The sequence below is a fragment of the Clostridium estertheticum genome (assembly GCF_018861295.1).
GTDB lineage: Bacteria > Bacillota > Clostridia > Clostridiales > Clostridiaceae > Clostridium_AD > Clostridium_AD estertheticum_D.
Window position 1 is genome coordinate 71,172 of record NZ_JAHLDM010000015.1, and the last position, 26,928, is coordinate 98,099.

The 26,928-nt window shown below is 30.4% G+C and carries 23 protein-coding genes, 1 other RNA gene and 1 riboswitch; of the genes, 1 reads left to right on the forward strand and 23 read right to left on the reverse strand.

The features are described from left to right. Positions 1–33: 33 nt before the first annotated feature. The 10 genes from purC to KPL54_RS15160 all read right to left on the reverse strand — a co-directional run bounded on the left by purC (position 34) and on the right by KPL54_RS15160 (position 12,713). Complete coding sequence (gene purC, locus KPL54_RS15115) at positions 34–738, reverse strand: phosphoribosylaminoimidazolesuccinocarboxamide synthase (RefSeq protein ID WP_216107346.1); 705 nt, start codon at positions 736–738, stop codon at positions 34–36. A 47-nt stretch (positions 739–785) separates the two neighbouring features. Further along, the gene (gene purE, locus KPL54_RS15120) at positions 786–1,265 is read right to left on the reverse strand and encodes a 5-(carboxyamino)imidazole ribonucleotide mutase (protein WP_216107347.1); all 480 of its coding nucleotides are present in this window, start codon (positions 1,263–1,265) and stop codon (positions 786–788) included. Positions 1,266–1,389: 124 nt separating this feature from the next. Further along, positions 1,390–1,489, reverse strand: a riboswitch (purine riboswitch). Between the two features lie 135 nt (positions 1,490–1,624). Further along, positions 1,625–5,449, reverse strand: a complete 3,825-nt coding sequence (locus tag KPL54_RS15125; RefSeq protein WP_216107348.1) for a phosphoribosylformylglycinamidine synthase — start codon at positions 5,447–5,449, stop codon at positions 1,625–1,627. A gap of 180 nt (positions 5,450–5,629) precedes the next feature. Continuing rightward, positions 5,630–6,018, reverse strand: an RNA gene (gene rnpB / locus KPL54_RS15130) — RNase P RNA component class A. Positions 6,019–6,057: 39 nt separating this feature from the next. Next, positions 6,058–6,873 (reverse strand): Nif3-like dinuclear metal center hexameric protein, encoded by an 816-nt coding sequence (locus tag KPL54_RS15135; RefSeq protein WP_216107349.1) that lies wholly within the window; start codon positions 6,871–6,873, stop codon positions 6,058–6,060. Continuing rightward, complete coding sequence (locus tag KPL54_RS15140; RefSeq protein ID WP_216107350.1) at positions 6,864–7,553, reverse strand: tRNA (adenine(22)-N(1))-methyltransferase; 690 nt, start codon at positions 7,551–7,553, stop codon at positions 6,864–6,866. Before KPL54_RS15140 ends, KPL54_RS15135 begins: the two co-directional genes overlap by 10 nt. An 11-nt stretch (positions 7,554–7,564) precedes the next feature. After that, positions 7,565–8,452: a PH domain-containing protein gene (locus KPL54_RS15145; RefSeq protein ID WP_216107351.1), complete on the reverse strand. Its 888-nt coding sequence runs from the start codon at positions 8,450–8,452 to the stop codon at positions 7,565–7,567. A 122-nt stretch (positions 8,453–8,574) separates the two neighbouring features. Further along, positions 8,575–9,672, reverse strand: coding sequence for an RNA polymerase sigma factor RpoD (rpoD, locus tag KPL54_RS15150; RefSeq protein ID WP_071613588.1), 1,098 nt, complete (start codon positions 9,670–9,672; stop codon positions 8,575–8,577). 22 nt (positions 9,673–9,694) lie between these two features. After that, a complete protein-coding gene (gene dnaG, locus KPL54_RS15155; protein WP_216107352.1) occupies positions 9,695–11,467 on the reverse strand; it encodes a DNA primase in 1,773 nt (590 codons plus the stop codon). 217 nt (positions 11,468–11,684) lie between these two features. Beyond that, positions 11,685–12,713, reverse strand: a complete 1,029-nt coding sequence (locus KPL54_RS15160) for a deoxyguanosinetriphosphate triphosphohydrolase (protein WP_216107353.1) — start codon at positions 12,711–12,713, stop codon at positions 11,685–11,687. 215 nt (positions 12,714–12,928) lie between these two features. Between KPL54_RS15160 and KPL54_RS15165 the strand changes: the two genes are divergently transcribed. Continuing rightward, positions 12,929–14,002 carry a CotS family spore coat protein gene (locus KPL54_RS15165; protein WP_216107354.1) on the forward strand — a complete coding sequence of 358 codons (1,074 nt, stop codon included), beginning with the start codon at positions 12,929–12,931 and terminating at the stop codon, positions 14,000–14,002. A 116-nt stretch (positions 14,003–14,118) separates the two neighbouring features. Here the strand turns inward: KPL54_RS15165 and KPL54_RS15170 are convergent, their stop codons facing one another. The 13 genes from KPL54_RS15170 to KPL54_RS15230 all read right to left on the reverse strand — a co-directional run bounded on the left by KPL54_RS15170 (position 14,119) and on the right by KPL54_RS15230 (position 26,921). Continuing rightward, positions 14,119–14,292 (reverse strand): FmdB family zinc ribbon protein, encoded by a 174-nt coding sequence (locus KPL54_RS15170; RefSeq protein ID WP_216107355.1) that lies wholly within the window; start codon positions 14,290–14,292, stop codon positions 14,119–14,121. Positions 14,293–14,464: 172 nt separating this feature from the next. Further along, on the reverse strand, positions 14,465–17,101 hold the full coding sequence (gene ppdK / locus KPL54_RS15175) for a pyruvate, phosphate dikinase (protein WP_216107356.1): 2,637 nt from the start codon (positions 17,099–17,101) through the stop codon (positions 14,465–14,467). A gap of 351 nt (positions 17,102–17,452) precedes the next feature. Next, positions 17,453–18,094, reverse strand: a complete 642-nt coding sequence (locus KPL54_RS15180) for a DUF4342 domain-containing protein (protein WP_216107357.1) — start codon at positions 18,092–18,094, stop codon at positions 17,453–17,455. Positions 18,095–18,108: 14 nt separating this feature from the next. Continuing rightward, complete coding sequence (gene recO, locus KPL54_RS15185; protein ID WP_216107388.1) at positions 18,109–18,867, reverse strand: DNA repair protein RecO; 759 nt, start codon at positions 18,865–18,867, stop codon at positions 18,109–18,111. Then, the gene (gene era, locus KPL54_RS15190) at positions 18,864–19,745 is read right to left on the reverse strand and encodes a GTPase Era (RefSeq protein ID WP_071613595.1); all 882 of its coding nucleotides are present in this window, start codon (positions 19,743–19,745) and stop codon (positions 18,864–18,866) included. Before era ends, recO begins: the two co-directional genes overlap by 4 nt. A gap of 232 nt (positions 19,746–19,977) precedes the next feature. Continuing rightward, entirely contained in the window at positions 19,978–20,676 is a 699-nt protein-coding gene (locus KPL54_RS15195) for a diacylglycerol kinase (protein WP_216107358.1), read from the reverse strand. 61 nt (positions 20,677–20,737) lie between these two features. Continuing rightward, positions 20,738–21,238, reverse strand: coding sequence for an rRNA maturation RNase YbeY (ybeY, locus tag KPL54_RS15200; protein ID WP_216107359.1), 501 nt, complete (start codon positions 21,236–21,238; stop codon positions 20,738–20,740). Then, positions 21,235–23,385, reverse strand: a complete 2,151-nt coding sequence (locus KPL54_RS15205; RefSeq protein ID WP_216107360.1) for an HD family phosphohydrolase — start codon at positions 23,383–23,385, stop codon at positions 21,235–21,237. The genes ybeY and KPL54_RS15205 overlap by 4 nt, the downstream gene beginning before the upstream one ends. Positions 23,386–23,443: 58 nt before the next feature. Next, positions 23,444–24,616, reverse strand: coding sequence for a sporulation protein YqfD (gene yqfD, locus KPL54_RS15210; protein ID WP_216107361.1), 1,173 nt, complete (start codon positions 24,614–24,616; stop codon positions 23,444–23,446). Continuing rightward, positions 24,600–24,884, reverse strand: coding sequence for a sporulation protein YqfC (gene yqfC, locus KPL54_RS15215; protein WP_216107362.1), 285 nt, complete (start codon positions 24,882–24,884; stop codon positions 24,600–24,602). The genes yqfD and yqfC overlap by 17 nt, the downstream gene beginning before the upstream one ends. Positions 24,885–25,353: 469 nt before the next feature. Next, entirely contained in the window at positions 25,354–25,530 is a 177-nt protein-coding gene (gene rpsU / locus KPL54_RS15220) for a 30S ribosomal protein S21 (RefSeq protein ID WP_071613601.1), read from the reverse strand. 183 nt (positions 25,531–25,713) lie between these two features. Beyond that, on the reverse strand, positions 25,714–26,064 hold the full coding sequence (locus KPL54_RS15225; RefSeq protein ID WP_309245390.1) for a histidine triad nucleotide-binding protein: 351 nt from the start codon (positions 26,062–26,064) through the stop codon (positions 25,714–25,716). A gap of 80 nt (positions 26,065–26,144) precedes the next feature. After that, positions 26,145–26,921, reverse strand: coding sequence for a 16S rRNA (uracil(1498)-N(3))-methyltransferase (locus KPL54_RS15230; protein ID WP_216107363.1), 777 nt, complete (start codon positions 26,919–26,921; stop codon positions 26,145–26,147). Positions 26,922–26,928: the final 7 nt, after the last annotated feature.

Consider the following 26,928-nt stretch of genomic DNA (forward strand, 5'->3'; position numbering starts at 1 on the left):
GGCTGTTTTCTATATCTTCATTGCAATTTAATTTTATTTAGTAATTCTACTTAATATTTCTTCATACGCTTCTGTAACATTTCCTAAATCTCTTCTAAATCTATCTTTATCTAGTTTTTCTCCAGTTTCAACATCCCAAAATCTACAAGTATCTGGTGATATCTCATCTGCCAAAATTACTTCATCATTAAATCTTCCAAATTCTAATTTAAAATCTATTAAGTTAATACCTTTTTTAAGGAAAAGTTCTCTTAAAATATCATTTATTTTAAAAGCCATTGTATATATTTCTCCTAATTCTTCAAAAGTAGTAAGATCCATAGCTACTGCATGATAATCATTTATAAGAGGATCACCTAAATCATCATTTTTATAACTTAATTCAATTACAGGTATTTTAAGCTTACTTCCCTCTACTATTCCATATCTTTTTGCCATACTACCAGCTGCAACATTTCTTATAATTACTTCTAGAGGTACTATTTCAACTTTTTTGCATAACTGTTCTCTATCATTTATTTTCTTAATAAAATGAGTTTTTATACCTTTTTTCTCTAATAACTCATATAACATAGTAGTTATACTATTATTTAAGATTCCTTTTTTCTCAATTTGACCTTTTTTAGCGCCATTTCCAGCCGTTGCATCATCCTTGAAATATACTCTTATCTCATCTTTATTGTCTGTACTAAACATTTTTTTAGCTTTTCCCTCATATAATAAAACTGAATCTCCCATTTATAACACTCCTTCATATATTAATTTTTAACCTATATATTTAACCTTTAAAATTCGATTTGCTCTTCATTCTCTGCTATAAATTTTTCTTTCATTTCTTTTCTATATGTAATTAGTTTATCTTTAAGAAGTGAATACTTAAGAGATAAAATTTGTACTGAAAGCATCCCAGCATTATAACTGTTATTGAGACCCACCGTAGCTACAGGAATAGCTTTTGGCATTTGCACAATTGAAAGTAATGAATCTATACCTCCAAGAGCTGCTTTAATTGGCACTCCTATTACTGGTAATATAGTCTGAGAAGCGATTACTCCTGGAAGATGTGCTGCAAGACCTGCTCCTGCGATAATGCATTCTACCCCTCTATCTTCCATTTCCTTTATTACCTGAGTTAATTTTTCTGGTACTCTGTGTGCTGAGAGGATGTGTACTTCATACTCCACTCCAAATTCCTTAAGTGCCATTGCAGCATTCTTCATTATATCTTTATCCGATTTGCTTCCAAATATAATTCCTACTCTCATATATTTGCCTCCTTATTTACATAAAGTATTTAACTGTTATAATTGCAATAAAAAAAGACTACACCACAAAATAATGTTTTTATGGTGTAATCTTGAATTAAGGGCATATACACACCCTTATAACTTCAATTCAAGATTCACCAATAGTGAGAAGTTAACGGCCTCTCGTAGAAACTTCTAAGCCATATTCCTAGAAATATATCGATGAACTAATTATTCGTTTTTTCCTAATTTATGTTTTAATATTAACATCTATTTTCCATTAAGTCAATTCATTAATTATGTTTTTTATATTATCGTTCGTATTTATGCCGATATATGAACAAATAAATGTATTTTTACAATTTATCGTTCGTATTTTATTTGAAGTAGTTTACTCCAGCATCAAATATTTTCTGGTCTTTATCTCCGATAATATTCACTAAAGTATTAACACCAACTCTTTCTGAATGTCCCATTTTACCCAAAATCCTTCCGTCCAAACTTGTAATTCCTTCAATTGCATATCTTGATCCATTAGGATTAAAGTTTATATCGTTATTTGGAATTCCATCAAAGTCTACATATTGAGTAGCTACTTGCCCATTTGCAAATAATTTTTTAATTACATCATCATTTGCTACAAATCTACCTTCTCCATGTGATACTGGAATAGAATGTACATCTCCAACTTTTACATTACTAAGCCAAGGAGACACTGTTGAAATTATTTTAGTTTGCACAACGCAAGATACATGTCTTCCAATTTCATTGTATGTTAATGTTGGGCTATCCTTTGTTATATCAGATATTTTTCCATAAGGGAGAAGTCCAAGCTTTATTAACGCCTGGAATCCGTTGCATATTCCCAGCATCAATCCATCCCTTTTCTCTAATAATTCACTAATGCTTTCACTTATTATAGGATTTCTAAAGAATGTAGCTATAAATTTACCAGAACCATCTGGCTCATCACCAGCACTAAATCCACCTGGAAGCATAACAATTTGAGAATTTTTTATCTTTTGTGCTATAGCTTTTATAGATTCCTCAATATGTTTTGCTGATAGATTGTTTATAACCACAATTTCTACTTCAGCGCCAGCTTTCTCAAAAGCCCTCATAGAATCATATTCACAATTAGTTCCTGGGAACACTGGAATTATGACTTTAGGTTTTGCTACTTTAATAATAGGAGTAGCGTTAAGTTTTATATTTTTAACATCTATATGGTTTTTATTAATTGTATTATCTTTTGAAATAGCAACTTCTTTCATGCTACTTACTTTTGCATTATTTACTTTTGTGTTAAATACACTTTCTAAAGGTTCTTCCCAATTACTCAAAGCTTCTTCTAAACTAATAGTTTCCCCTAAGACTTTAATAACTGGCTCTTTCGTTGTATGCCCAAGTATTTGAATATTTGAACTTTCCTTTGTTAGAACATCAAGAACATCATTTTCTATTTCCATAACTATGCTGCCATAATTTTCTTTGAATATATCTTCTACTTTAACATCATCTGCAAAGGTAAACCCTATATTATTACCAAAACTCATTTTTGATATAACCTCTATAAGTCCACCCATTCCAACTGCGTAACTAGACATTACTTTACCACTACTAATTAATTTTTTTACTAATTTATAATTTGTACGAAGTTTTTCGAAATCAGGTAATCCATCTTCACCTATAGTTGCATAAATTAAAACAACCTTACTATCTCCTTTTTTAAATTCTGGAGATATAACCTTATCTGTATTTACAACATCTACAGCAAAAGACACCAAAGTTGGCGGTACATTCATCTCATTAAAAGTACCTGACATACTATCTTTTCCACCGATTGCAGCTATACTAAATTCTTTTTGAACATGTAGTGCTCCTAAAAGAGCTGAAAATGGTTTACCCCATTTATAAGGTTCTTTTGATAATTTTTGAAAGTATTCCTGGAAGGTTAGTTTAATGTTCTCATAATCACCACCGCTGGCAACTACCTTTGTTACAGAATCAATTACTGCATATGCAGCTCCATGAAAAGGACTCCAAGTCGATAATTTAGGATTGTATCCATAGGCCATTATTGTACCTGTGTTTGTATCTCCGTGAAGAACAGGTAATTTTGCAACCATAGATTGAGTTGGTGTTTTTTGATATTTCCCACCGAATGGCATAAGCACTGTTCCTGCACCAATAGTACTATCAAATCTATCTGATAATCCCTTCTTGCTACAAACATTTAAGTCTGATAATGTAGAATTCCATAAAGCTTTTATTGATTTAGTTTCACTTGAATTTTCTAATTTATTCTTTTTAAAGTAATATTCATCCTCTTTAGGTGTTGCTATTTTTATATTTGCATGCTGCTTAACTCCATTGGTGTCAAGGAAACTTCTACTTACATCAACTATAGTTTTACCCTTCCATACCATTTTAAGCCTATTATCGTTAGTTATTAGAGCCACTTCTACAGCCTCTAAATTCTCTTCTTCTGATAATTTTATAAATATGCTTGCATCCTCTTTCCTAACTACAACAGCCATACGTTCTTGTGATTCCGATATAGCAAGCTCTGTACCATCTAACCCCTCATATTTCTTAGTAACTTTATCCAAATTAATTATAAGTGCATCTGCAAGTTCACCAATAGCTACTGATACTCCACCTGCACCGAAATCATTACATCTTTTTATAAGTCTAGTTACCTTAGGATTTCTAAATAACCTTTGGATTTTTCTTTCTGTAGGGGCATTACCCTTTTGAACTTCTGCTCCCGAATCCAGTAGTGAGCTTTCACTGTGTTGCTTAGATGACCCTGTAGCTCCACCACATCCGTCACGTCCTGTTTTACCTCCAAGAAGTATAACTACGTCAGACGCAAGCGGTTCCTCTCTCACTACGTTACTATAAGGTGTTGCTCCAATAACCGCTCCTACTTCCATTCTTTTAGCTACAAATCCTTCATCATAAACCTCAGAAACAAGTCCTGTAGCAAGTCCTATTTGATTTCCATATGAGCTAAATCCATGAGCAGCTTCAAGTGTAATTTTTCTTTGAGGCAATTTTCCTTTTATAGTATCTGAAATTTTTGTTCTTGGATCACCACTTCCTGTAACACGCATTGCTTGATACACATAACTTCTACCTGATAATGGATCTCTTATTGATCCACCAAGACAAGTTGCCGCGCCACCAAAAGGTTCTATTTCAGTAGGATGATTATGGGTTTCATTTTTAAACATTACAAGCCATTTTTCTTTTTTGTTATCAATATTGGCTTCAACTACTATACTACAAGCATTGATTTCATCTGAAACATCAAGATCCTTTAATTTCCCTTGTTTTCTTAAATCCTTCATACCAATAACAGCCATATCCATTAATGTTACGTCTCTAGTTGTTTTGCCATATACAAAGTCTCTAGTACCTAAGTACTCTGTGTAAGCCATCTTAATTGGTTTAGAATATTTTCCTTCTTCTATGCACACATCATCAATTACAGTATTAAAAGTTGTATGCCTACAATGATCTGACCAATATGTATCAATAACTTTTATCTCTGTTATAGTTGGATTTCTCTTCTCAGTTTCTCTAAAATAATCACTACAATATTTCAAATCCTCAAAACTCATAGCAAGCCCATTACTTTTTAAGAACTCTGCAAGCTTTCCATCAGTCATATTAGTAAAAGATTCTACTGTTTTTACCTGCTCTGGCTCATTAAAACTTTGCTCTAAATCTTTTGGTTTCTCTAAACTCGCTTCTCTAGAGTCTACAGCATTTATGCAATATTCTTTAATCTTATCTAATTCACCGATGCTAACATTTCCTTTTAATAATATCAATCTTGCTGTTTTAACTATATGTTCATCTTCTCTTGTTAAAATCTGAATACATTGAGATGCTGAATCTGCTCTCTGATCATATTGTCCTGGCAAAAATTCAATAGCAAATATTGTATTGTAATCCTTCATATCTAGTTCTTCATCATAAACATCATCCACTGTAGGTTCTGAAAATACAGTATTTTTTGACAATAGATACTGATTCTGTGTTATTCCTGTAATATCATATCTATTAACTAATCTAAGCCCCTTAAGACCTGTTATACCTAAATTTATTTTTATATCACTTAGTATTTTTCCACCTTCAATATCATAGTTCGTTTTTTTCTCAACATATAACCTATATATCTTATTTTTCATGATTAATACCTCCAAAAATTAAATTTATACGAATATTAAACATTATTTATCTTTTATAATTCGTTATAGTAAGATTATAATATACTTTGACCAATTATAAAAGGTCATTTTGCAATAAATTTTTTTTAATTTTTCCACGTAAAAAAAAACTCACCCTAAGGTGAGTACTTTTTTATATTTAGTGCGACTAAGTCTATAAGCCGAGTCCTGTATTAGACAATCATCTATCTAGGCCTACTGTTACCAATAAGCTCAAGCGATACACCCGAGAACGAGACGGGCCGCCCCAAAATGTTCTCCTATTCGATCTTGCTCCAAGTGGGGTTTACATAGCCGCAAAGTCGCCAGTGCGCTGGTGAGCTCTTACCTCGCCTTTCCATCCTTGCTAGTATATTCTAAAATTTTAGTAAACTAAACTTTTAGAATACCTTTAGCGGTATCTCTCTGTTGCACTTTCCTTAAAGTCGCCTTCACTGGGGGTTACCCAGCACCCTGCCCTGTGGAGCTCGGACTTTCCTCTTCTAAAGTATTGCAAGCAATACAGTAGCAGCGATTGTCTGGCTTACTCGCAAAACTATAATATCATATTATTAAAACAAAAGCAATCACTATTTGATTTTATATGGATCAAAAGTGCACTTAGAAATTATAACTTCATTGTCATATCCATCTTCTATTAGTCGTTTTTTGAACTTTTCCACAAATACTTTAAACGGTATCCACTCCGTTTTAAAATGACCAGCATCGATTAAAGCAATATTTTGTTCTAATAAATCACAAGCACCATGGTATTTAGTGTCTCCTGTAATAATACAATCTGCTCCAAGCTTTATACTCTCCCCAAAAAAATCTTCTCCACTGCCATTTATAATGGCTATAGTATTTACTAATTTATCATCCTTACCTACAACTCTTATAAATTCTGCTTTAAGTGTCCTTTTAACATTTTCGCATAACGATTCAAAACGGATAGGTTCATCTAAAATTACTAATCTACCAATTCCTGCATCAGTTTTACCTGAATCATTTGTTTCTGACATCTCTATTATTTTATATTTACTAAAGCCTAAGATTTCAGTAACAATATCATTCAAACCGCCTTTAACAGAATCAAGATTTGTATGACTAGAGTACACATTTATACCATTCTTAATCAGCTCAATAACTTTTTTTCCTACTAAGGTATCTGTAGTAATAGTTTTAGGTTTAACAAAAAGAAGAGGATGATGCGTCAATATAAAATTACACCCTTTATTTTTTGCTTCACGTATTACATCCATTGTGCAATCTAATGCGACTAAAATTTTTGTAACATTTTCCGCGCTCTCTCCAACCATAAGTCCTACATTATCATAACTCTCTTTTAAAATAGAGGGTGCGTACTCTTCCATAATATTTTCTACGTCTTTTACTTTTAAAAGCATTCTAAAAACTCCTTAAGTTTCCGTATAACATAATAAAGCTGCTCTTTCCTAGTGTTTGATAAAACGGTATTCTCGTTTAAACCATCGTATACTTTTGAGTATTTATGTAATTTGTATTCTATAAACTCTTTCATCACTAAATGTTTTTTGTCTAATAATATTTTACTTATTTCATAATATATATTGTCTAACACTTTAGGTTTAGAATCATATCTAACCTTAATTATTTCATAAAACTTACCATCATCATAACAAATTTCTTCATCAATAAATTCATATCCAGTTTTATATAAATATTCCCTAAGCACTTCAGCATTTTGAACTGGTTGAAGTACCATGTATTTTAATTTTTTAACAATACCCAAATCAGTTTCTAATATATCTCTTATTAAATTGCCACCCATTCCTGCAATAATAGCTACCTGAACTTCACCTTCTTTAACTGTAGACAGTCCACTTCCTAACCTACAGCTAATTACATTAGTTGCATTATTACGAGTTATATTTTTTTTAGCCTTTTCAACAGGCCCTCTATTTATATCAGATGCAATAGCCTTTTTTGTTATACCCTTTTGCACTAAATAAATAGGAACATATCCATGATCCGTACCAACATCAATAACACTATCACATTTTTTAATCATACTTACAATACATTTTAATCTTATACTAAGCTCCATAATTTTCATCCTTATCTAAAGTTAATTAATATTTTAAACTGCATAATTAAAAATATAAGCGCCACAACTAGTGACAAATAAATATATTTATATGCTGATTTTCTATCATATTTCGCGCAAAAATAACTTGCATAATACATACAAAAAAGCAAAGCCATATTTAATACTCCATAAAGCATCTGAGTAAATGCAAATTGCTTACCTGTACCCATTTTTATTGGCTTAAATTTTGCATCAAAATTTAATGGCATAATATCAGGTATCGCATTTTTCAAATGTAATATAAGTGGATTTAAAGTTAATATTAGTATTATAATACTAACTATCATTAATGGCACAATAAAATATTTGTCTTTATGAAGATTATAGCTATTATTCACATTATACTTCCACTCAGCAACAGGTATCTCGTGATAGATTAAATCTTCCTCAAATTTTTTAAAGTTAAGTGGTGAAACTGCATAATTCATATGTTTAGTTTTTATATAAACAACATTCTTATTATCAGTGACAAACATTCTAGACATTCCAATTTTATCAATTACAAATCTACCCATTACAAAACCGCTAGCGGCTATACCATTAAGCTTTACGCCTTTAATTTTACCAGTAGTCATAGAATATCCTTCAATCTCATTTAGTGGAATTATCACCCTTTTTAAGGACCAAATAGCATAAATTTTAAGTTTTTCCTCATCAATAGAACATTTAACTGAGGCGAACAGCAATATATAATATACTTGATATATATTACAAGCGACTAATAAAAGTTTTAATAGATTAGCTACAATGTATGAGTTAGTAAATTTAAGAAATATTAAAATTAATATATTATATAATGCAATAGTCAGTAGCATAAGCACTAACCCGTACCCTCGTTTCGATTCATAACTCTCCATTTAATCACCTTCTAAAATGTATTATATCATATATAAATCTACCTTGTAAATGCATTTACATATTTTTACATGACAATGAAAAAAAACACCTTAAAAAGGTGTTTTTTTATGCTTAATATGTTCTAATCTAAATAATCTTTTAATTTTTTACTTCTGCTTGGGTGTCTTAATTTACGTAGTGCTTTTGCTTCAATTTGTCTTATTCTCTCTCTAGTTACATTAAACTCTTTTCCAACTTCCTCAAGAGTTCTTGCACGTCCATCATCTAACCCAAATCTTAATCTTAAAACTTTTTCTTCTCTAGGAGTAAGCGTATCTAGAACATTAATTAATTGCTCTTTTAGCATTGTAAATGCAGCCGCTTCCGCTGGTGCTAACGCATCATCATCCGGAATAAAATCACCTAAATGACTATCTTCTTCTTCACCAATAGGGGTCTCAAGAGACACTGGTTCTTGTGCAATTTTCATTATTTCACGAACTTTTCCAACTGGCATTTCCATTTTTTCAGCAACTTCATCTGGCTGAGGTTCGCGTCCAAGTTCCTGTAACAATTGTCTTGAAACTCTAATAAGTTTATTTATAGTTTCAACCATATGAACTGGTATTCTTATAGTTCTTGCTTGATCGGCTATCGCTCTTGTAATCGCCTGCCTAATCCACCATGTAGCATAAGTACTAAATTTAAAGCCTTTTCTATAATCATATTTTTCTACAGCTTTTATTAGTCCTAAATTACCTTCCTGAATAAGATCTAAGAACAACATTCCACGTCCAACGTATCTCTTAGCTATACTTACTACCAATCTTAAATTAGCCTCTGCAAGTTTTTTCTTAGCAGCAAGATCTCCTTCTTCGTTTCTTTTAGCAAGATCAATTTCCTCAGCCGATGATAATAATGCAACCTTGCCGATTTCTTTTAAATACATTCTAACTGGGTCATCTATAGATATACCTTCTGGTATGCTAACATCAAGTTCTTCAGTTTCAGGTTCTGCTTCTGCTTGAGCACCTGTAGCAGGTGCAGCTTTTGCATGCATATCCCCAACAACCTCAATCTCCATTGATTCTAAAACTTCATATACTTTCTCTATTTGTTCTGGTGACAATTCTATTTCATAAAGTTCATCCATTACTTCTTTATAAGTTAAGGATCCTTTTTTCTTGCCTTTTTCAATAAGTTTTTTAACAATAGTCATTTTTGAGCTTTTATCCTTCATCATATAACCTCCTTTCTAAATACTATAATTGTTTTAGATTCTTTTGTAATTCTATGAGTTCTTGAGCAAGTTTTATAGATTCTTCGAGCAAACCTTTTGATTCGTACTGTTTGATTTTATTCATAATTTCTTTTTTCGACTCCTCTAACTTGAATTTTTTCAGTTGTTTTATGCAGTCATTTATTAGTTTTTTATGATCCTCTTCATTTCCAGAGAATTTAATTTCCATAATATTAATCCATTCCTTTGTGCATTCTGTATCTTTCTCACACATAGGTTCTATATTTTTTATTTTTTCACCTATTATTAAGTTTTTATATTTAACAATTAGCTCATATATACTTTTATGGCTTTGAATTACTAATTGGTTTACAGACATGTTTTCTGTAATATAGTTACAATTTTCTTCATTTATAAACATAAACTTTAATAAAGTTCTTTCAGCCTTAATATAAGCTGGCTCTAAATATAATTTTTGTCCAAAATCCTGTTGTATATTCATTTTTTTCATTTTATTAGAACTTTTATTGAGTTCTTTGCTTAATAAGTCATATATTGCCTGTTCTTTGATACCCGTATCCTCAGAAACCTTTTTTATATAAACATCTTTTTCAACAGGATCAAGTTCTGCAATAATTTCAGTAACTTTTTTTACATACTGTATTATCATTTCACTATTTGAAAAATTTATTCCGTCTCCTGCTCTTTTAAGTCTATAATCTATTAAAGGAAGAGCATCATCTATTAATTTTTGAAAAGCCTGCTTCCCACTATTTTTTATATATTCATCAGGATCTTTACCACTAGGAACTATAAGAACTCTTAAATCAAAACCTTCACTTCTTAATATCTCAAGTCCCTTTATAGTTGCAGCCTGACCTGCAAAATCAGCGTCAAAAGAAATAATAACTTTATCTACATGTCTTTTTAATAACTTTGCTTGATTAATAGTTAGTGCAGTACCAAGCGACGCAACTACATTTGAAAAACCATATTGATGAAGTGAAATGCAATCCATATATCCTTCTACTATTATTATTGTTCGAGATCTGTTATTTTTAATTACAAAATTTAATCCATAAAGATTTAATCCTTTATGAAATAAGGGAGTTTCCGGTGAATTTAGATATTTAGGTTTAGAATCATCTAAAACTCTTCCACCAAATCCAATCACTTTCCCCATATAATCAAACACAGGGAACATTATCCTATTTCTAAATCTATCATAATAAGACCCCTTAGGACTTTTAATAATTAATCCTATATTAAGTAAATCTAGTTCTGAGTAGCCTTTCTTTTTTAAATATAATAACAATCCATCCCATTTATCAAAAGAAAAACCTAATCCAAATTTTTTCATAGTAGCCTCTGTAATACCTCTGTTAAGGAAATATAATTCAGCTTTCTTATCCTTTCTTAAGTTTTCATAAAAATACCTGGCCGTTTCCACATTAATATTGTACATTTTTTTATACATGTCACGTTGTACATTATTTTCTCCATTATCTACTTCTATATTAATGTTAGCCCTTTGAGCAAGTATCCTTGCAGCTTCTGGAAAAGTTACGTTTCTATCCTTCATAACATAACTAATTACATTTCCAGCTTCTCCACATCCAAAACATTTATAAATTTGTTTTTCCGTAGACACTGTAAATGATGGACTCTTCTCATTATGAAAAGGACAAAGGCCAGTATAATTTTTTCCTGTCTTTTTAAGTTTTACTCTTTCAGATATTACATCCACAATATCATTTTGTTCCTTTATCTTTAAGATGACATCTTCAGCAATCAATATATTATTACCACCTTACCTATATAAGTTCACAATATGTTCTTATTCGACAAAAAAGCATGCTATCCTTCTTTAATTTTACTTTTTTTAAAAATAATTATGTCTGCTTATAATATATTCTTGATAAAATAGAAATTTCCTGCATTTTTTTAAATTTATTTTTTATTTATAATTTTTATACTATAATTTTTAGAAGTGTTAGCCTCTATTATTGTGTTTAATAAATAATAAGTTTAGGTACATATATATTATTAAAGAGCATTAAGCAATAGTCATCACTCATACCTGAAATGTAATCTGCTACCCCTATATACAGCCCCTCATCCTCAACTATACCCTTATAGAACTCTGGCATAGCAGATGGATTCTTATAGTAGTATTCAAAAACATTTGTCACCACAAATTGTGCCTTTTTCCTTTCTTCCTTTAATATTTCACCTTTATATATATTCTCAAACATAAAATTTCTTAAATAACCTAATGCATTTCCAACTTCCTCGGTAAGTGATACCCCTATAACTCCTGTATCTAAATTATTTATGGTATTATAAATACAATCTTTTACTAAAGTATCTATTCGGTTACCATGGTTCGTGCCTAATACTTTTGTAGCTCCTATTGGTAGCATTTCTTCTGTTAATAGATTGGCCCTTATAGAATCATCTATATCGTGGTTTACATATGCAATCTTATCGCTATACCTAACAACTTGCCCCTCAAGAGTTGCAGCCTCACCAAATTTTTTCAAAAGTCCACTATGATTAAGAATTCCATCTAATACTTCTACGCTTAAATTAAGTCCAACACCTGCTTTTTCTATTTTTGTGAGTACCCTGATACTATTTTCATTATGCCTGAATCCCTTTGGCAAAATATCATTAAGCACTGCTTCACCATTATGTGCAAAAGGAACATGGCCTATATCATGCCCTAAAGCTATAGCTTCTATTAAATCTTCATTTAACCCAATACCACGCCCTATAGTTCTAGCTATCTGTGCAACTTCTAATGTATGCGTTAACCTTGTTCTATAGTGATCACTACTTGTCTTTATGTATACTTGAGTTTTATGCTTTAGTCTTCTAAATGATTTACTGTGTATTATCCTATCTCTGTCAACCATATAACAAGTTCTTAGATCATCCTTCTCCTGCATTTTTTCGCGTCCCTTTGAATTTATGGATAACGCGCCATATTGTATAATTGTACTACTTTCATTAGTTTCTATTTTACTTCGAATATTCATAGATTTCCTCCTAAATTTAAAAATATCTCTTAAGCTATTTATTTTATTTCTTATTTAGGTTTCTTAAAATACGTCTTGCTAGTTTAATTATAAATTTAAAATCATATTAGTTAGTATTCTACAAATTAAATTAATTTCCCTTTTTTTACGTTAAACGTATATTATTTATATTTTATTAATATTCTAATAATGTAATAATTTTTAGGAGTGTTAAGATGCCATCTACGGCTAAAAACTTTAATAACATAAATTTGTTATCAGAAGAAAATGTAAAAAAGAACATTCTACCTCAATATGACTTAGCTAACGCTGATATATCACAAATTAAATTTAAAGATACTGATAAACAAAGAGCTGTATATAAAGTGCAATACTTTGACGAATGTTATTGTCTTAAAAAGGTTTATTACTCTATTAAAGATTTATTATTTGTGTACTCAGCAATAGAATGGTTATATAGAAACAATATTCATGTACCCCGAATCCTGAAAACAAAAAACAATAGTAGATTCGTAAATTACAACAACATGTTATTTATACTCACACCCTGGATTAATGGCATAAAATGTGATTACGATAATATCGATCATATATTAGTATGCAGTACGAATCTAGCAAATATGCACAAAGTAAGTATTAACTTTAAACCTATATGTGGTAGTTCCTTAAAAGAAGACTACAGCCCTTTAGGACCTTCCATCTATAAACACTACGAAAGCCTTCTTAATTTTTCTAATTTAGCTTATAAATACGATGACGCCTTTTCAAAATTATATCTTAAATATTTTGAAACAAGTAGTAACCTCGCTAAGTGTTCTTCAAACATTGCTTATAGCTTAAATCTTAATAATCTTACAAGATCATTGTGTCACCTTGACTATGTTAATAAAAATATTATTTTTGACAATAATAATGAAATATGGGTAATTGATTTTGATAAGTGCAGGAATGACTACTGCGCCCACGACATCTCATATTCATTAAGAAGACTGCTTAAAAGAGACAGTACAAAATGGGATTTAGAACTAGCCATAAGTTTTCTAGATTTATATGATAAGATTCTACCTTTAACCTTGGATGATTATAAATATATTCTTGTTTATTTAGCTTTTCCACAAAGATATTGGAAAATATCAAGAGATTATTATGGTAACATTAATAAGTGTAATAAAAAAGCCTTTTTAAATTTATTAAATAATGCAACTGATAAAAATGACTATCAATTAGATTTTGTACAAAAGTTTAAATTCTATATTGAAAATAAATTTAATATGACACATAAACTATAATTAATTCATCTCCTTGGTCGCGTAAGTATTCTCTTTTGTGATATTTTTCAAGTTATAATAACACCGTTAATAAATTTATTAACGGTGTTATTATAATTAAAAAGTTATTTTAAGATTTACTTATTTATTTTCCCACAAAATCCACTGCAATTAATCTTAAAACTCGGCACACTATATATTCTCTTTACATCAGTATTCCCACATTCACATTTAATCTGAGCTTCCTCATTCATACCCTTTTCAATGATGAATTCATTATTACATTTATTGCATTTATATGTATATGTCAAATTGTTCACCTCTATTTGCTGTTTTATTATATTCTCATATCCATCTACTATATTTAATAATAGGTCATATCACTTATTATAACAAGCTTAATAACAACTTTATAATATTAAAATAGGGCATTATACTTAAAATCAATAATGAAATTAAGTACAACACCCTATTCTTTTTATACTATTTTTTTCTTGGGTTATTTATTTCAGCTTGAGCAGCTGCAAGTCTTGCAACTGGAACTCTAAATGGTGAACATGATACATAATTAAGTCCAACATTGTGACAGAATTCAACTGACGATGGGTCTCCACCATGTTCGCCACATATTCCAAGCTTTATATTAGGCCTAACCTGACGTCCAAGGTCAGCTGCCATTTTAATAAGTTTACCTACACCTACCTGATCTAATTTTTGGAATGGATCAAATTCATAAACTTTCTTTTCATAATAATGCTTTAAGAAGTTTGCAGCATCATCTCTTGAAAATCCAAAAGTCATTTGTGTTAAATCATTTGTTCCAAACGAAAAGAACTCTGCTTCTTTTGCTATTAAATCTGCTGTAAGTGCTGCTCTTGGTATTTCAATCATTGTACCAACCATGTATTTTAAATCACTGCCAGACTCTGCTATGATTTTATCAGCTATTTTTACTACTATATCTTTAACATATTTTAGTTCCCTAACTTCTCCAATTAAAGGAATCATTATTTCTGGAACAATATTATATCCTTTTCTATTTTTAACATCTATAGCAGCTTCAATAACTGCCCTAGTTTGCATTTCTGCTATTTCTGGATATGATACTGCAAGTCTACATCCTCTATGTCCCATCATTGGATTAACTTCATGTAATGATTCAACTGTAGCCTTTAACTCCTTAAAAGTTATTCCCATATCTTTTGCTAATTTTTTTATATCTTCATCAGCATGTGGCAAAAATTCATGTAGCGGTGGATCTAAAAATCTGATTGTAGTTGGTTTTTCTTTAAGTTCTTCATATATTCCTACAAAGTCACCTCTTTGAATTGGTAGTAATTTATCTAGTGCTACTCTTCTTGCATCTTCATCTTTAGCGACAATCATTTCTCTTATAAGCATTATTCTATCAGAGTCAAAAAACATATGTTCTGTTCTACATAAGCCTATGCCTTCAGCTCCATATTTAACCGCTTGAGCTGCATCTTTTGGAGTATCAGCATTAGCTCTAACTTTAAGACTTCTTACTTCATCAGCCCAGCCCATAAATATTTCAAAGTATCCATTTATCTCAGGCTCAACTGTTTTAATTACTCCAGCATATACATTTCCTGTACTTCCATCCATTGAAATAAAATCACCTTCATGATATACCATTTCTCTAATTTGGAAACTCTTAGATTCTTCGTTAACTTTTAAATCAGAACAACCAGCCACGCAACACGTCCCCATTCCTCTCGCAACAACCGCAGCATGAGACGTCATCCCTCCTCTTACTGTCAATATACCTTCTGCAGCAACCATGCCTTCAATGTCCTCTGGTGAGGTCTCAAGCCTTACAAGAATAACCGCTTCTCCAGCCTCATGTCTGATTTTTGCCTCATCTGCAGTAAAGTAAACTTTTCCACATGCAGCTCCAGGAGATGCTGGTAATCCTTTAGCTATTATCGTAGCTTCTTTTAATGCAACTAGATCAAAATTAGGATGAAGTAATGTATCTAATTGTTTTGGATCAACCTTCATTAAAGCTTCCCTCTTTGTGAGCATTCCTTCTTCAACAAGTTCTACTGCAATTTTGAGTGCTGCTTGCGCAGTTCTCTTTCCACTTCTTGTTTGCAAAAAGAATAACTTTTTATCTTCAATTGTAAACTCCATATCTTGCATATCTTTATTATGTTTCTCAAGAGTATTAACAATATTCATAAACTCGCTATATACTTTTGGCATATCTTTTTCAAGTTGTGAAATATCTTGTGGCGTTCTTATTCCTGCAACAACATCTTCACCTTGAGCATTCATTAAGTATTCCGCAAAGATTCCTTTTTCTCCAGTAGATGGGTTTCTTGAGAAAGCAACACCAGTTCCTGATGTTTCACCTTTATTACCAAACACCATTTCTTGAACGCTTACAGCTGTTCCCCAGTCTCCCGGAATATCATTTAGTCTTCTATATACATTAGCGCGAGGATTGTCCCATGATCTAAATACTGCGGATATAGCCTCTATTAATTGTATCTTTGGATCACTTGGGAATTCTACACCTTTAGTTTCTTTATAAAATTCTTTGAATTGTACTACTAGTTTTTTAAGATCACTCGCATCTAATTCTGTATCGAATTTTACACCTTTTTCTTCCTTTATCTTATCCATCATATTTTCAAAATTTCTTTTTTCAACGTCCATAACAACATCAGCAAACATTTGTATAAATCTTCTGTAAGAATCATAAGCGAATCTTGGATTATTTGTAAGTCTTGCCATAACTTCTACTGTTTTATCATTTAACCCCAGGTTTAAAATTGTATCCATCATACCAGGCATTGATGCTCTTGCTCCGGATCTAACTGATACAAGTAATGGATTTTCTAGACTTCCAAACTTCTTACCGGTAAGGTTTTCTAGTTCAGTCATTTTAACATAAATTTCACTAACAATTTCAGGTGTTATTACTTGACCATCTTCATAGTATTTATTACAAGCTTCAGTAGTAACGGTGAATCCCTTTGGAACTGGAATTCCAAGACTCGTCATATCTGCAAGATTTGCACCTTTTCCACCTAGAAGATTTTTCATTGAAATATTACCCTCACTAAAATGGTATACGTACTTTTTCTTTTCCATTTGCACACAACTCCTTCGATTATAATTAATATATGATAATGGTTATAAGAATATCCCATTAACAACAATAAGCACCCTTGAAATTCATTACAATTTTATAAAATGGTATATATTTGAATCAAAACGTTTGCATCAATTAATAATATTCTAAGATTTCACATACCATTTGTAACATTATACCACGTTTCCTAATTGAATGTAGGCCTTTTTAATCACTTTTTTTCGTCATGTTTATTGCATTTTTTACATTTATAAAGCCAGCAACTAATAGCTGCTGGCTTTATAAATGCAAAAGATTACTTCGATTCTATTTAAAAACATTAAACTAAAAAAAACAAAATCATTATCTTGTTATTCATCTTCTTTAATATTTTCATTTTCTATATCTTCTTTTTTATCTTCTTCTTTATCTTTTTCTTCAAACTTTACAGTATATTGGTATACATTGTCAGTGTTAGTATCTTTATTGTCTTTATTACCTTTGCTAAAACTGTCTTTTGTCTCATTGTATTTTTCTTTTACATCCTCACCCATATCACTCATCTTGTTTACTACATCATCAACTGTATTTTTAATTATAGTATTAATTATTTCCACGCTACCATCTGCTTTAGTTATCTCTATAGTAACATTTGTTACTACTGCTGCAAATATGCCTATACCAAATAGATAAGGTATACATAACCCAACTATACCTACTGCAATGCCTGCATTAACAGGGATATCTATAACAACTTTATCATCCCTTTTAATTTTTATCCGTGTTACATTACCTTTTCTGGCTATCTCTTTTATCCATGATAAAAACTCATCCTTAGTAGTATACATTTCATCCATATTAAATTTAGCTGATTTTTTCTCTTTTGCTTCGATATAAATCAAAGCATCAACTACGTTAGCATCACATTCCTCTAGCGCTTCTTTAGCATCAGTATATGAAACCCCTGTACGTTCCTTAACAATATCAATCTTTTCAAGTGTAATTTCTTCCATTAAAATCATCCTCCTTAAAATTTATCTAAGTAATCAAACATTTCTAAGCTCTTTGGCTTTCTTGTATAATTTTGAGAAATAATAAGCGATAAAATTTTATATAATTCAAGCTTTGATGTTTTAGATACAATAATTCTATTAATTTTATCCATACCAAAGTTATTTAAGAATTTCAATGTATTATATGTAGGATTTGATATATATATACTATTTAACTTTTCACACTCACTGCAAATTGGACCATAAGATATTAAATCTATATAATTCGAGATAGTTATTTTTTTTCTACACCTTACGCACTTATCAAAATTTAATTCATATCCTGTTGCTTTTAAGATTCTTATTTCAAAAGCCCTTGCCAGAATTTCTATATCCATAACATCATTTTTAATAAAATAAAAAGCAGTAACTAAGTCTTTAAACAAGTCTTTATGAATCTCATCATTTTCAAGTGTTATATCAATTAATTCATTAAAATATGAGGCATACGTAATTGTATCCAAATCCCTTAGTAATTGCTGAAAAGAATCTATAATTGTAACTTCATTTATTGTATATAAATTTCTTCCTTTAAAAAGCACAAATTCGCCATAGCAGCAAGGTAAAGTGGATGATACATACCTACTTTTACTTTTCCTCGCGCCCTTTGCTATAGCTGTTATTTTACCAAAATCTTCAGTAAATAACCAGACTAACTTATCATTTTCCTTAAACTCTTGTGTTTTAATGACAATAGCTCTAGTTTTTAAAATTCCCAGAAGATCATCCCCTATTTATATCCAAGTTCCTTCAAAATACTTGAAGTATCTCTCCATTCTTTCTTTACCTTAACCCATAATCTCAAATGTATGTTTTCTCCTAATAATTTCATTATATCTTGTCTTGCATAAGTAGAAATTTTCTTTAATGTTTTTCCACCTTTTCCGATTATTATACCCTTATGAGAATCTTTTTCACAAAATAAGTTAACTTCTATATTGTATATTTCTTTTTTGTCTCTTTTCATAGAAATAATTTCTACTGCTATTCCATGAGGCACTTCCTGTGATAATAATTTTAGAGCCTTTTCCCTTATGATTTCAGTAATAATAAATCTTTCTTGTTGATCTGTAATCATATCTTCTGGATAATATAAAGGACCCTCTGGAATATTTTCCTCTACAAGTTTTGTAACTATGTCAATATTTTTCCCTTTTATTGCAGCTATTGGTATTATTTCTTTAAAGTTAAAATACTCAGAATAGCCTTGAACTGTTTTAGCCACTCTCTCTTGAGTGTTCTCATCTATCTTATTAACTAATAAGAATACTGGGATTTTAGTGTCTTTAAACTGTTCAAGAATATGCTTATCACCCATCTCAATTTCATCACCAGGTGTTGTTATAAATAATATAACATCTACTTCATTCGCAGATTGTTTAGCTACCTTAACCATATATTCTCCTAGTTTATGTCTAGGTTTATGCATTCCTGGAGTATCTACAAATATTATTTGAGATTCCTTAGTTGTTAAAATAGTTTGGATATTATTTCTTGTAGTTTGGGGTCTACTAGACACAATTGATAATTTCTCCCCCATTATATAATTTATTAATGTAGATTTCCCTACATTAGGTCTTCCAATAATTGTTACGAATCCTGATTTAAACATATATCCTCCTTCTTTTTATCTTAAGTAAATAGTTTCTATTTCTATCTTACTTTAATAAATTTTCTTTTATAAAAACACCTGACCTTATAATATATCATCAATTTTTTTATTAATATAATTTGAATATCCTTCACCTAAAAATCATGTATACCAATTATATCACTAAATATTAGTATTTCAATATTATTATAATTATATTTAGAGCGCTTGTCATTATCAATAAATAAATTTATCATCCTAACATTTTAAATAGTAATAATGTTAATAATGTACCAAATATACCGCCAAACACAACTTCTAAGATAGAATGAATTTCTGAATCAACCCTACTTTGTGCAACAATTACAGCTATAAAATAGGATAATACCATAATTAAGGGTTCGCTAGTTAATAATGTTATAGCTGTTGCAACTGCAAATGCTATAGTACTATGTCCACTCGGCATCCCACCCCTAAGTGGAGTTCCCTCTCCATATATTGCCTTAACTACAACAGTCGCAATACATACTATAACTAGTATAAAAAAGATCATGTGAGGGTCAGATTTTTTTATTTTGAGCATCACGCTCTTATTAAATGGAGTGACTCTATCCCAAAATATTATATATCCTACTAAGACTGAATTTATAGCAGTTACAAGTACTGCGCCAGCCGCCACATTTTTAGCAATTTTAGCTAGTGGATGATAGAAATTTGTTGTGGCATCTATTGCACATTCTACTGCGGTATTTATCATTTCAGCCACTATTACTAGTGTTATGGTTATAGTAATAATTAAAAGTTCTATTTTTGAAAGATCATAAAAAAACGTGGCAGTAAGTACTAATATAGTAGTTAACATATGTATCTTCATATTTCTTTGTGTACGAATTGAATATATAATTCCCTCAATAGCGTAATTAAAACTATCAACTAATTTCTTTACTTTCATACTTGACCACCTTTAATAATATTCTCTGCAGTAAGGCACATTAACATAACCCCGCTGCATTTTATCTAGTTAAACTAAAATTCTTTAATATTTCCTCTTCTCTCTTTCTCATAATGTTTTTTTGATCCTCTTCCATATGGTCATATCCAAGCAAATGCAGAATTGAGTGAACTGTAAGATAAGCACATTCGCGAATGAATGAATGTCCAAATTCATCACTTTGCTGCTTTGCCCTCTCAAGGGACAACGCAACATCTCCAATTACTAACTTTTCATCATATAAATCACTTTGGTCAAATTTATAGTTTATATACACCTCTTTAAAAACCTTGTTTTCTGGATAATTTAACATTGGAAAAGATAACACATCTGTAATTTTATCTATTCCCCGATACTTTTTATTTATTTCCTTAATTTCTTCATTATCTATAAATATAACACTAACTTCATTATCTATAGAAAGTTTTTCCTCGCATAGTGTATACTCAATAACATCCTTTATTACGGTTTTAAGTTCCTTTGTAACTTCAATCTTATTTTGCCTATTATCAATTAAAATCATACTTGTTTTTGCTCCTTTACCTGCTTTCTATTCTCGCAAGACTTATCCTTTTCCCATTTATCTAGTGGATATTCTATTCTCTCATGATATATCCCTGAAAGCACTTTTAAAAATGATTTTCTTATCTTTTCTAAATCTTTTAAAGTTAAATCACAATTATCTAATTGTCCATCATTAAGCCTAGCTTTTATTAAATTATTAACCATTTCCTCTATTTTACCTTTAGTAGAATTTTGAATTGATCTTACGGCTGCTTCAACTGCATCTGCAAGCATTATAATTGCTGCTTCTTTACTCTCGGGATTAGGCCCATTGTATCTAAAATCTTCTTCCTTAATTTCATCTGGATTTTCACTAGAATTTTTCATAGTTACATAAAAATACTTAACTAAAGTTGTACCATGATGTTGCACTATCACATCTTGAATAACCTTAGGTAATTTATATTCTTTTGCAAGCTCAAGTCCATCTTTTACATGTGAAATAATTATAAGTGTGCTTAAATTTGGAGTTATTTTATCATGTGGATTATCATTTCCCAATTGATTTTCCTTAAAGAAATAAGGTCTCTTTATTTTGCCAATATCATGATAATATGCGCAAGCCCTTGCTAGAACAGGATTTGCTCCAACTACTTCCGCTGCAACCTCTGATAAATTAGCTACTAGTACCGAATGATGATAACTACCCGGTGCCTCTAAAAGTAGCCTCTTCAATAGAGGGTGATTCGGATTAGATAGTTCCAAAAGTTTTACTGTAGTTACTATATCAAAAATGCTTTCGAAAAATGGTAAAAATCCTATAGTAAGTGTTCCGGCTACTAAACTTGCTATATAAACCAATCCTGCTTTTTTAAATACCTCCATTATACTATTACTAAGCAAAAATCCCATAGAAAGATATATAACCAAATTCACCATTGCAATATATAAAGATGAATATAATATATCGTTTCTTTGCTGCATTTTCTTAAGTAACATAACCCCTACAATAGAGTTTAGTACAGCGAGTATTGTAATTTCAAAGTTAAAATTAACTGCAACACTAATTAAAATACAGTTAAAAACATTTAAGACTATGGATACTTCCTTATTGCTCAAAATGGCCATAAGCATAGGTACGCAAGCTAGTGGAATTACAAATATAGAAATTATCCCAAGAACCCTTGCGAGCAATATTGCAATTATACTAAGAATATTAAGCATAATTAATTTTTTTGTATCATAATAAATTTCTGGATGGTACTTGTATAAATAGAACCACTGAAGAAAGATTACAAAACAAACAAGTGCAGCTAAACTTAAGTATAATGACCAATCAAAATTATTAGTACTATTTAGGAGTCCTAATGATTCGAGTAGTGACATCTGCTCAGATGTTATTGGTTCCCCCTCTTTTATTATAATTTGATCTTTCTTAATAATAACTGGTTTAATATTCTTTTCAGCTTCTTTAATGGCAACATCCGTGCTTGCCTTATCATATATTGTATTAGGTCGAACTTCTACATTTGCAATAGCTATTCCTATTTCTCTTATGTTCTTCGGAAAATTCGAATTTATAAAAGTTGTTGCAATCATTCCCTTTGCCATGATAATTTCTTCAGGCTTGTTTTCATTAATTGTAGTTATATCATTAATTGTTGTCATTGTTTTTTTAATAAACTTTTCTAATTCATTAGCTTGTTTAAGTTCTAAATTTATTAAAAACTGATAGTTTTCATAAGTAAAATTAGAAATTGGATTACTTTTTTTTAGTAATGTGATTTTATCCTTTTCTGAGGCTGCTTTACCATCTAAATCTTCATTATTTACTGAGCCCGCTTTATTCGCATCAGTGGCATTTAACTTACTTACTGTAGAAAATAACTTATCTATATTTTCTATAGCCTTCTCATTAACGGGGACTTTTATTGTTTTTTTCCCTACCTTTTCTATCGCCTTATCTATATCACTTTTTGTTAATTCTTCATTTTCAACTTCTCTTGGCGCTTTTATATCCGCCTTTGCAATATCTCCAACGGTTAAAGTGTATTTTTTAGGAACTAAAGCTGTTACTAAAATTGAATACATTATAATCGTCGTAACTATAAAAATTATATACGGTTTTGTTTTCCTTAGCTTTATAAGCTCCCTAATATTTCTCATGCCCCATCTCCACCTTTTTCTCAAGTAAATTTAAAAATATACTAATCTTTATTTTTCTTTATTGTGCCTTTTTTTGAGATTCACTATTTTTTTCAGGTACTATACTTGCTTCCATTGCAATATTTTCTTCAGCAAGGACCAATACTCTTATTGAATATTTATCATTTTCTTTTTTTACACTTTCTATTTTGTTTATAATCTTTACACTTTTATCTAACTTTCTCAAAATATTAGAATATATTTCATCTTGTGTTTTAGTAACATTCGCAGGTATATTTTTCACTTTAACTTCATAATATGTTTCTTTGTGCACAAACTTATTGTTATTTTCTATTTTATCATAAGTCTTATATGGATTTAAGCTATTTTTAAGATAAACTTTTTTATTTCCTAATTTAATGTAAAAATTACTAATAATGTTCCCTGTTTTCACTCTTGTCTCTTTGGTTATTGGTACTTCGTTAATCTGCTCATAAAAAGTTCTTGCTATAACTTCACCTTTCGCGTGCACAGGATAAACACTACCTTCCTTTCCTTGCTCACCATTAACTAATATATCACCCTTTTGCACCGAATCCCCATCTTTCACAATGGCTGTACCATCCGTCGTGTATACCCTCGACACTATACCATCTTTACTCGCTATTAAATTGCAAGGGGTTTTATTGCTAACTATGATAGGTGGAGACTGCCTTTCTATTACATCAACTTTTAGCTTAATGCCGTCAATTCTTGCTTTTACCCACATTATTTCATCATTACTTCTTAAAATTTTGCTTTCAATATCATAAACATCTATGTTTTTCTTCCTCATTCCAGGTATTACTCCAAATCCTTTAATTTGATTTCTGAGTTCATATGGACTTATGTAGTTTTCTGTATTAATCTCTATATTCCATACAAACGTAGATAAATAATATATTATACTGCCAAATAAAATTATTCCAATTAAGAGAGCTACTCTACTCCTTAATTTTATTAGAAAAAACGACATTCCACTTCTTCCTACAATTTTAACCCTAGTACCCGTTCGTTTTGCCACTTTACTAATTTCACCATAATCACTTAGTTTTACTTCTAATATAACAGTTGTTATATTAATCTTTCGTATATTTTTTACTACAACACCATTTTTCCATAATAAATTTATAAATTTTTCTGGAATTAATGATTGGATTTCCATTGTGACAACACCTTTTTTATATTTTTTTAAATTATTCATGGCTTTCATACACAACTGATTTAAAATTACCACTTAAAGTTATTGTGTTTCCTCCTATAAATAATATTTTAAAATTTTTACCATATATCGAAATCGGCCCCACATTAGAATTTATTTTTATTTGTTCTTCTTCAAATATTACTATTCCTTTATGGTTTTCTATATTTATTTCATTATTTGCCAAAATAGTAATTTTGGGTAAATCTAATAAGATATCCCTTGGCAATTCTAACTTACTCGCAATAATTTCTCTTGTTTTATAAAATTTATTATCCATACACTCACCCCACAAAATACTTCATATTAAATTTATGAAAAAAGTGTCTAATAAATAACCGTTTATAATTTATTTTAATGACATTTCAGAAGGAAAGTTTCCACTTCTATAAGTAGGCGTTAACTACCCTAGCAAAAACAAAACTTCTGTAAGAAAACAACTCTCCTTCTGAAGTCATTAATATCCAGCTCCACAGGAGATGATTTAATAAAAAAAAAGACTCAGCAAATGCTGAATCTTTTTTTATTTAAATATTATTTTGCAAGCAAGTTTACCATCTAATTCACCTTTAACTATAGGTTCTGAGGTAAACATAACTTTTCTTTTGTCTTTTCATACTATTGTATCCCAACCCACCACTGCTTTTTTGAATAGCTCTAATTTTCTGTTTTGTTACTGCTGAGGAAGGTATTATAACAAGATTCTTTTACATTATAAAACAAATCTTGTCTTTCTCAATTTTAAAAATCTATTTAAACTTTCTCTTTCTTGCAGCTTCTGATTTCAATTTCTTTTTAACGCTTGGTTTTTCGTAGTGTTCTCTTTTTCTTACTTCTCCGAGCACTCCACTTCTTGCACACTTTTTCTTAAACCTTCTTAAAGCATTCTCAATTGTCTCGTCTGTTCCAACTTTAATTTCTGACATCATTATCCCTCCCTCCGCTAGCTCAATTCAATTTAAAAGCAGCTAATGCGGGGCCTAAATAGTACATTTTTTATTATACAACACTGCTTTACATAATGTCAACATTTTCATTGCTGCTTTGTTATATATATAGCACTTTTTTTATAAAACATTATCAAAATTCAAATATAAAATAATTATAAATTAACCAGGTGGCCACTCAAGTAATCTTCCACCGAGCAAATGAAAATGTATATGTTGAACGGTTTGACCCCCTTGCTCCCCACAATTAGAAACAATCCTATATCCAGACTTTGCAATCCCTAAAGTCTGTACAACCTTAGTTGCAACCATAAATATATGACCTATTATTTCTGATTGATCTTCTGTTAAACAATTTAAATTATCAATATGCTGCTTTGGAATAATTATAACATGTATGGGTGCCTGAGGACTTATGTCTTTAATAACTATAACTTTGTCATCTTCATATAACATTTCTGATGGAATTTGTTTTTTTATGATTTTACAAAAAAGACAATCTTCCTTTTCCACATAATCACCTCCAATTCATCTTATACTATACTATTCAACATAAAACTTAATTTTCCTTCTAAATAAATTTATTTCAATATTTATTTTATACTTCCCCCAAGGTCAGAAAGTTCATACATTATTAAGCTTAAGCAAGTAAACCCTGCTGTTTCAGTTCTGAGTATTCGCGGTCCTAAAGTGATTATTTTTGATCCTATCTCTTTAAGTTTTGATATTTCACATTCCTCAAATCCACCCTCAGGTCCTATGATAATCGCAACTTTATTAATAGTCTCTTTGTCTATGTCTTTGACTAATTTTTTCATGCCGTAGCCCTCTTCATTCTCATAGGGAACCACCACTAAGTCCATAGCTTTTAACTCTATAAGTAAATTATCAAACTCTATAGGGTCATTAATTACAGGTATTAAACTTCTTTTGCTTTGCTTAGAAGCTTCAAGGGCTATCCTATTCCATCGAATTACCTTTTTATCAATTTCCCTATCTTTTTTAAATTCCATTATCTCAGTTTTAACTTCTACCCTTTGCGTAATTATAGGGGTTATTTCTTTAACTCCCAGCTCAGTATTCTTTTGAACTATTAAATCCATTTTTGTAGATTTAGGCATACCTTGAAATAAATATACTTCAATAGGGCTTTCATTATTTATAGGATTTTCTTTAAGAATATTTATATTTACAACTTTCTTGTCTATATAAGTTATTTCACCTATGTATTCCTTGCCGCAAGAGTTGTTTATACTTACCTTCTCGCCAACTTGAAGCCTTAATACCTTATATATATGTTTTACATCTTCGCCTTCTATAATAGCTTTATTATCATCTATACTGCTTTTGGGCACAAAAAATTTATGCATTATTTAT

Excerpts from the sequence above, each read along its gene's own strand:
- yqfC (WP_216107362.1), bottom strand. The coding sequence starts at position 24,884 with ATGGATAATAAATTTTATAAAACAAGAGAAATTATTGCGAGTAAGTTA.
- era (WP_071613595.1), bottom strand. The coding sequence starts at position 19,745 with ATGTTTAAATCAGGATTCGTAACAATTATTGGAAGACCTAATGTAGGG.
- purC (WP_216107346.1), bottom strand. The coding sequence starts at position 738 with ATGGGAGATTCAGTTTTATTATATGAGGGAAAAGCTAAAAAAATGTTT.
- ppdK (WP_216107356.1), bottom strand. The coding sequence starts at position 17,101 with ATGGAAAAGAAAAAGTACGTATACCATTTTAGTGAGGGTAATATTTCA.
- KPL54_RS15140 (WP_216107350.1), bottom strand. The coding sequence starts at position 7,553 with ATGGAGCTTAGTATAAGATTAAAATGTATTGTAAGTATGATTAAAAAA.
- KPL54_RS15165 (WP_216107354.1), top strand. The coding sequence starts at position 12,929 with ATGCCATCTACGGCTAAAAACTTTAATAACATAAATTTGTTATCAGAA.
- KPL54_RS15180 (WP_216107357.1), bottom strand. The coding sequence starts at position 18,094 with ATGGAAGAAATTACACTTGAAAAGATTGATATTGTTAAGGAACGTACA.
- yqfD (WP_216107361.1), bottom strand. The coding sequence starts at position 24,616 with ATGAAAGCCATGAATAATTTAAAAAAATATAAAAAAGGTGTTGTCACA.
- KPL54_RS15135 (WP_216107349.1), bottom strand. The coding sequence starts at position 6,873 with ATGCTTTTAAAAGTAAAAGACGTAGAAAATATTATGGAAGAGTACGCA.
- KPL54_RS15195 (WP_216107358.1), bottom strand. The coding sequence starts at position 20,676 with ATGAAAGTAAAGAAATTAGTTGATAGTTTTAATTACGCTATTGAGGGA.
- KPL54_RS15230 (WP_216107363.1), bottom strand. The coding sequence starts at position 26,921 with ATGCATAAATTTTTTGTGCCCAAAAGCAGTATAGATGATAATAAAGCT.
- rpoD (WP_071613588.1), bottom strand. The coding sequence starts at position 9,672 with ATGAAGGATAAAAGCTCAAAAATGACTATTGTTAAAAAACTTATTGAA.
- KPL54_RS15205 (WP_216107360.1), bottom strand. The coding sequence starts at position 23,385 with ATGAGAAATATTAGGGAGCTTATAAAGCTAAGGAAAACAAAACCGTAT.
- KPL54_RS15145 (WP_216107351.1), bottom strand. The coding sequence starts at position 8,452 with ATGGAGAGTTATGAATCGAAACGAGGGTACGGGTTAGTGCTTATGCTA.
- rpsU (WP_071613601.1), bottom strand. The coding sequence starts at position 25,530 with ATGTCAGAAATTAAAGTTGGAACAGACGAGACAATTGAGAATGCTTTA.
- purE (WP_216107347.1), bottom strand. The coding sequence starts at position 1,265 with ATGAGAGTAGGAATTATATTTGGAAGCAAATCGGATAAAGATATAATG.
- KPL54_RS15125 (WP_216107348.1), bottom strand. The coding sequence starts at position 5,449 with ATGAAAAATAAGATATATAGGTTATATGTTGAGAAAAAAACGAACTAT.
- ybeY (WP_216107359.1), bottom strand. The coding sequence starts at position 21,238 with ATGATTTTAATTGATAATAGGCAAAATAAGATTGAAGTTACAAAGGAA.
- KPL54_RS15160 (WP_216107353.1), bottom strand. The coding sequence starts at position 12,713 with ATGAATATTCGAAGTAAAATAGAAACTAATGAAAGTAGTACAATTATA.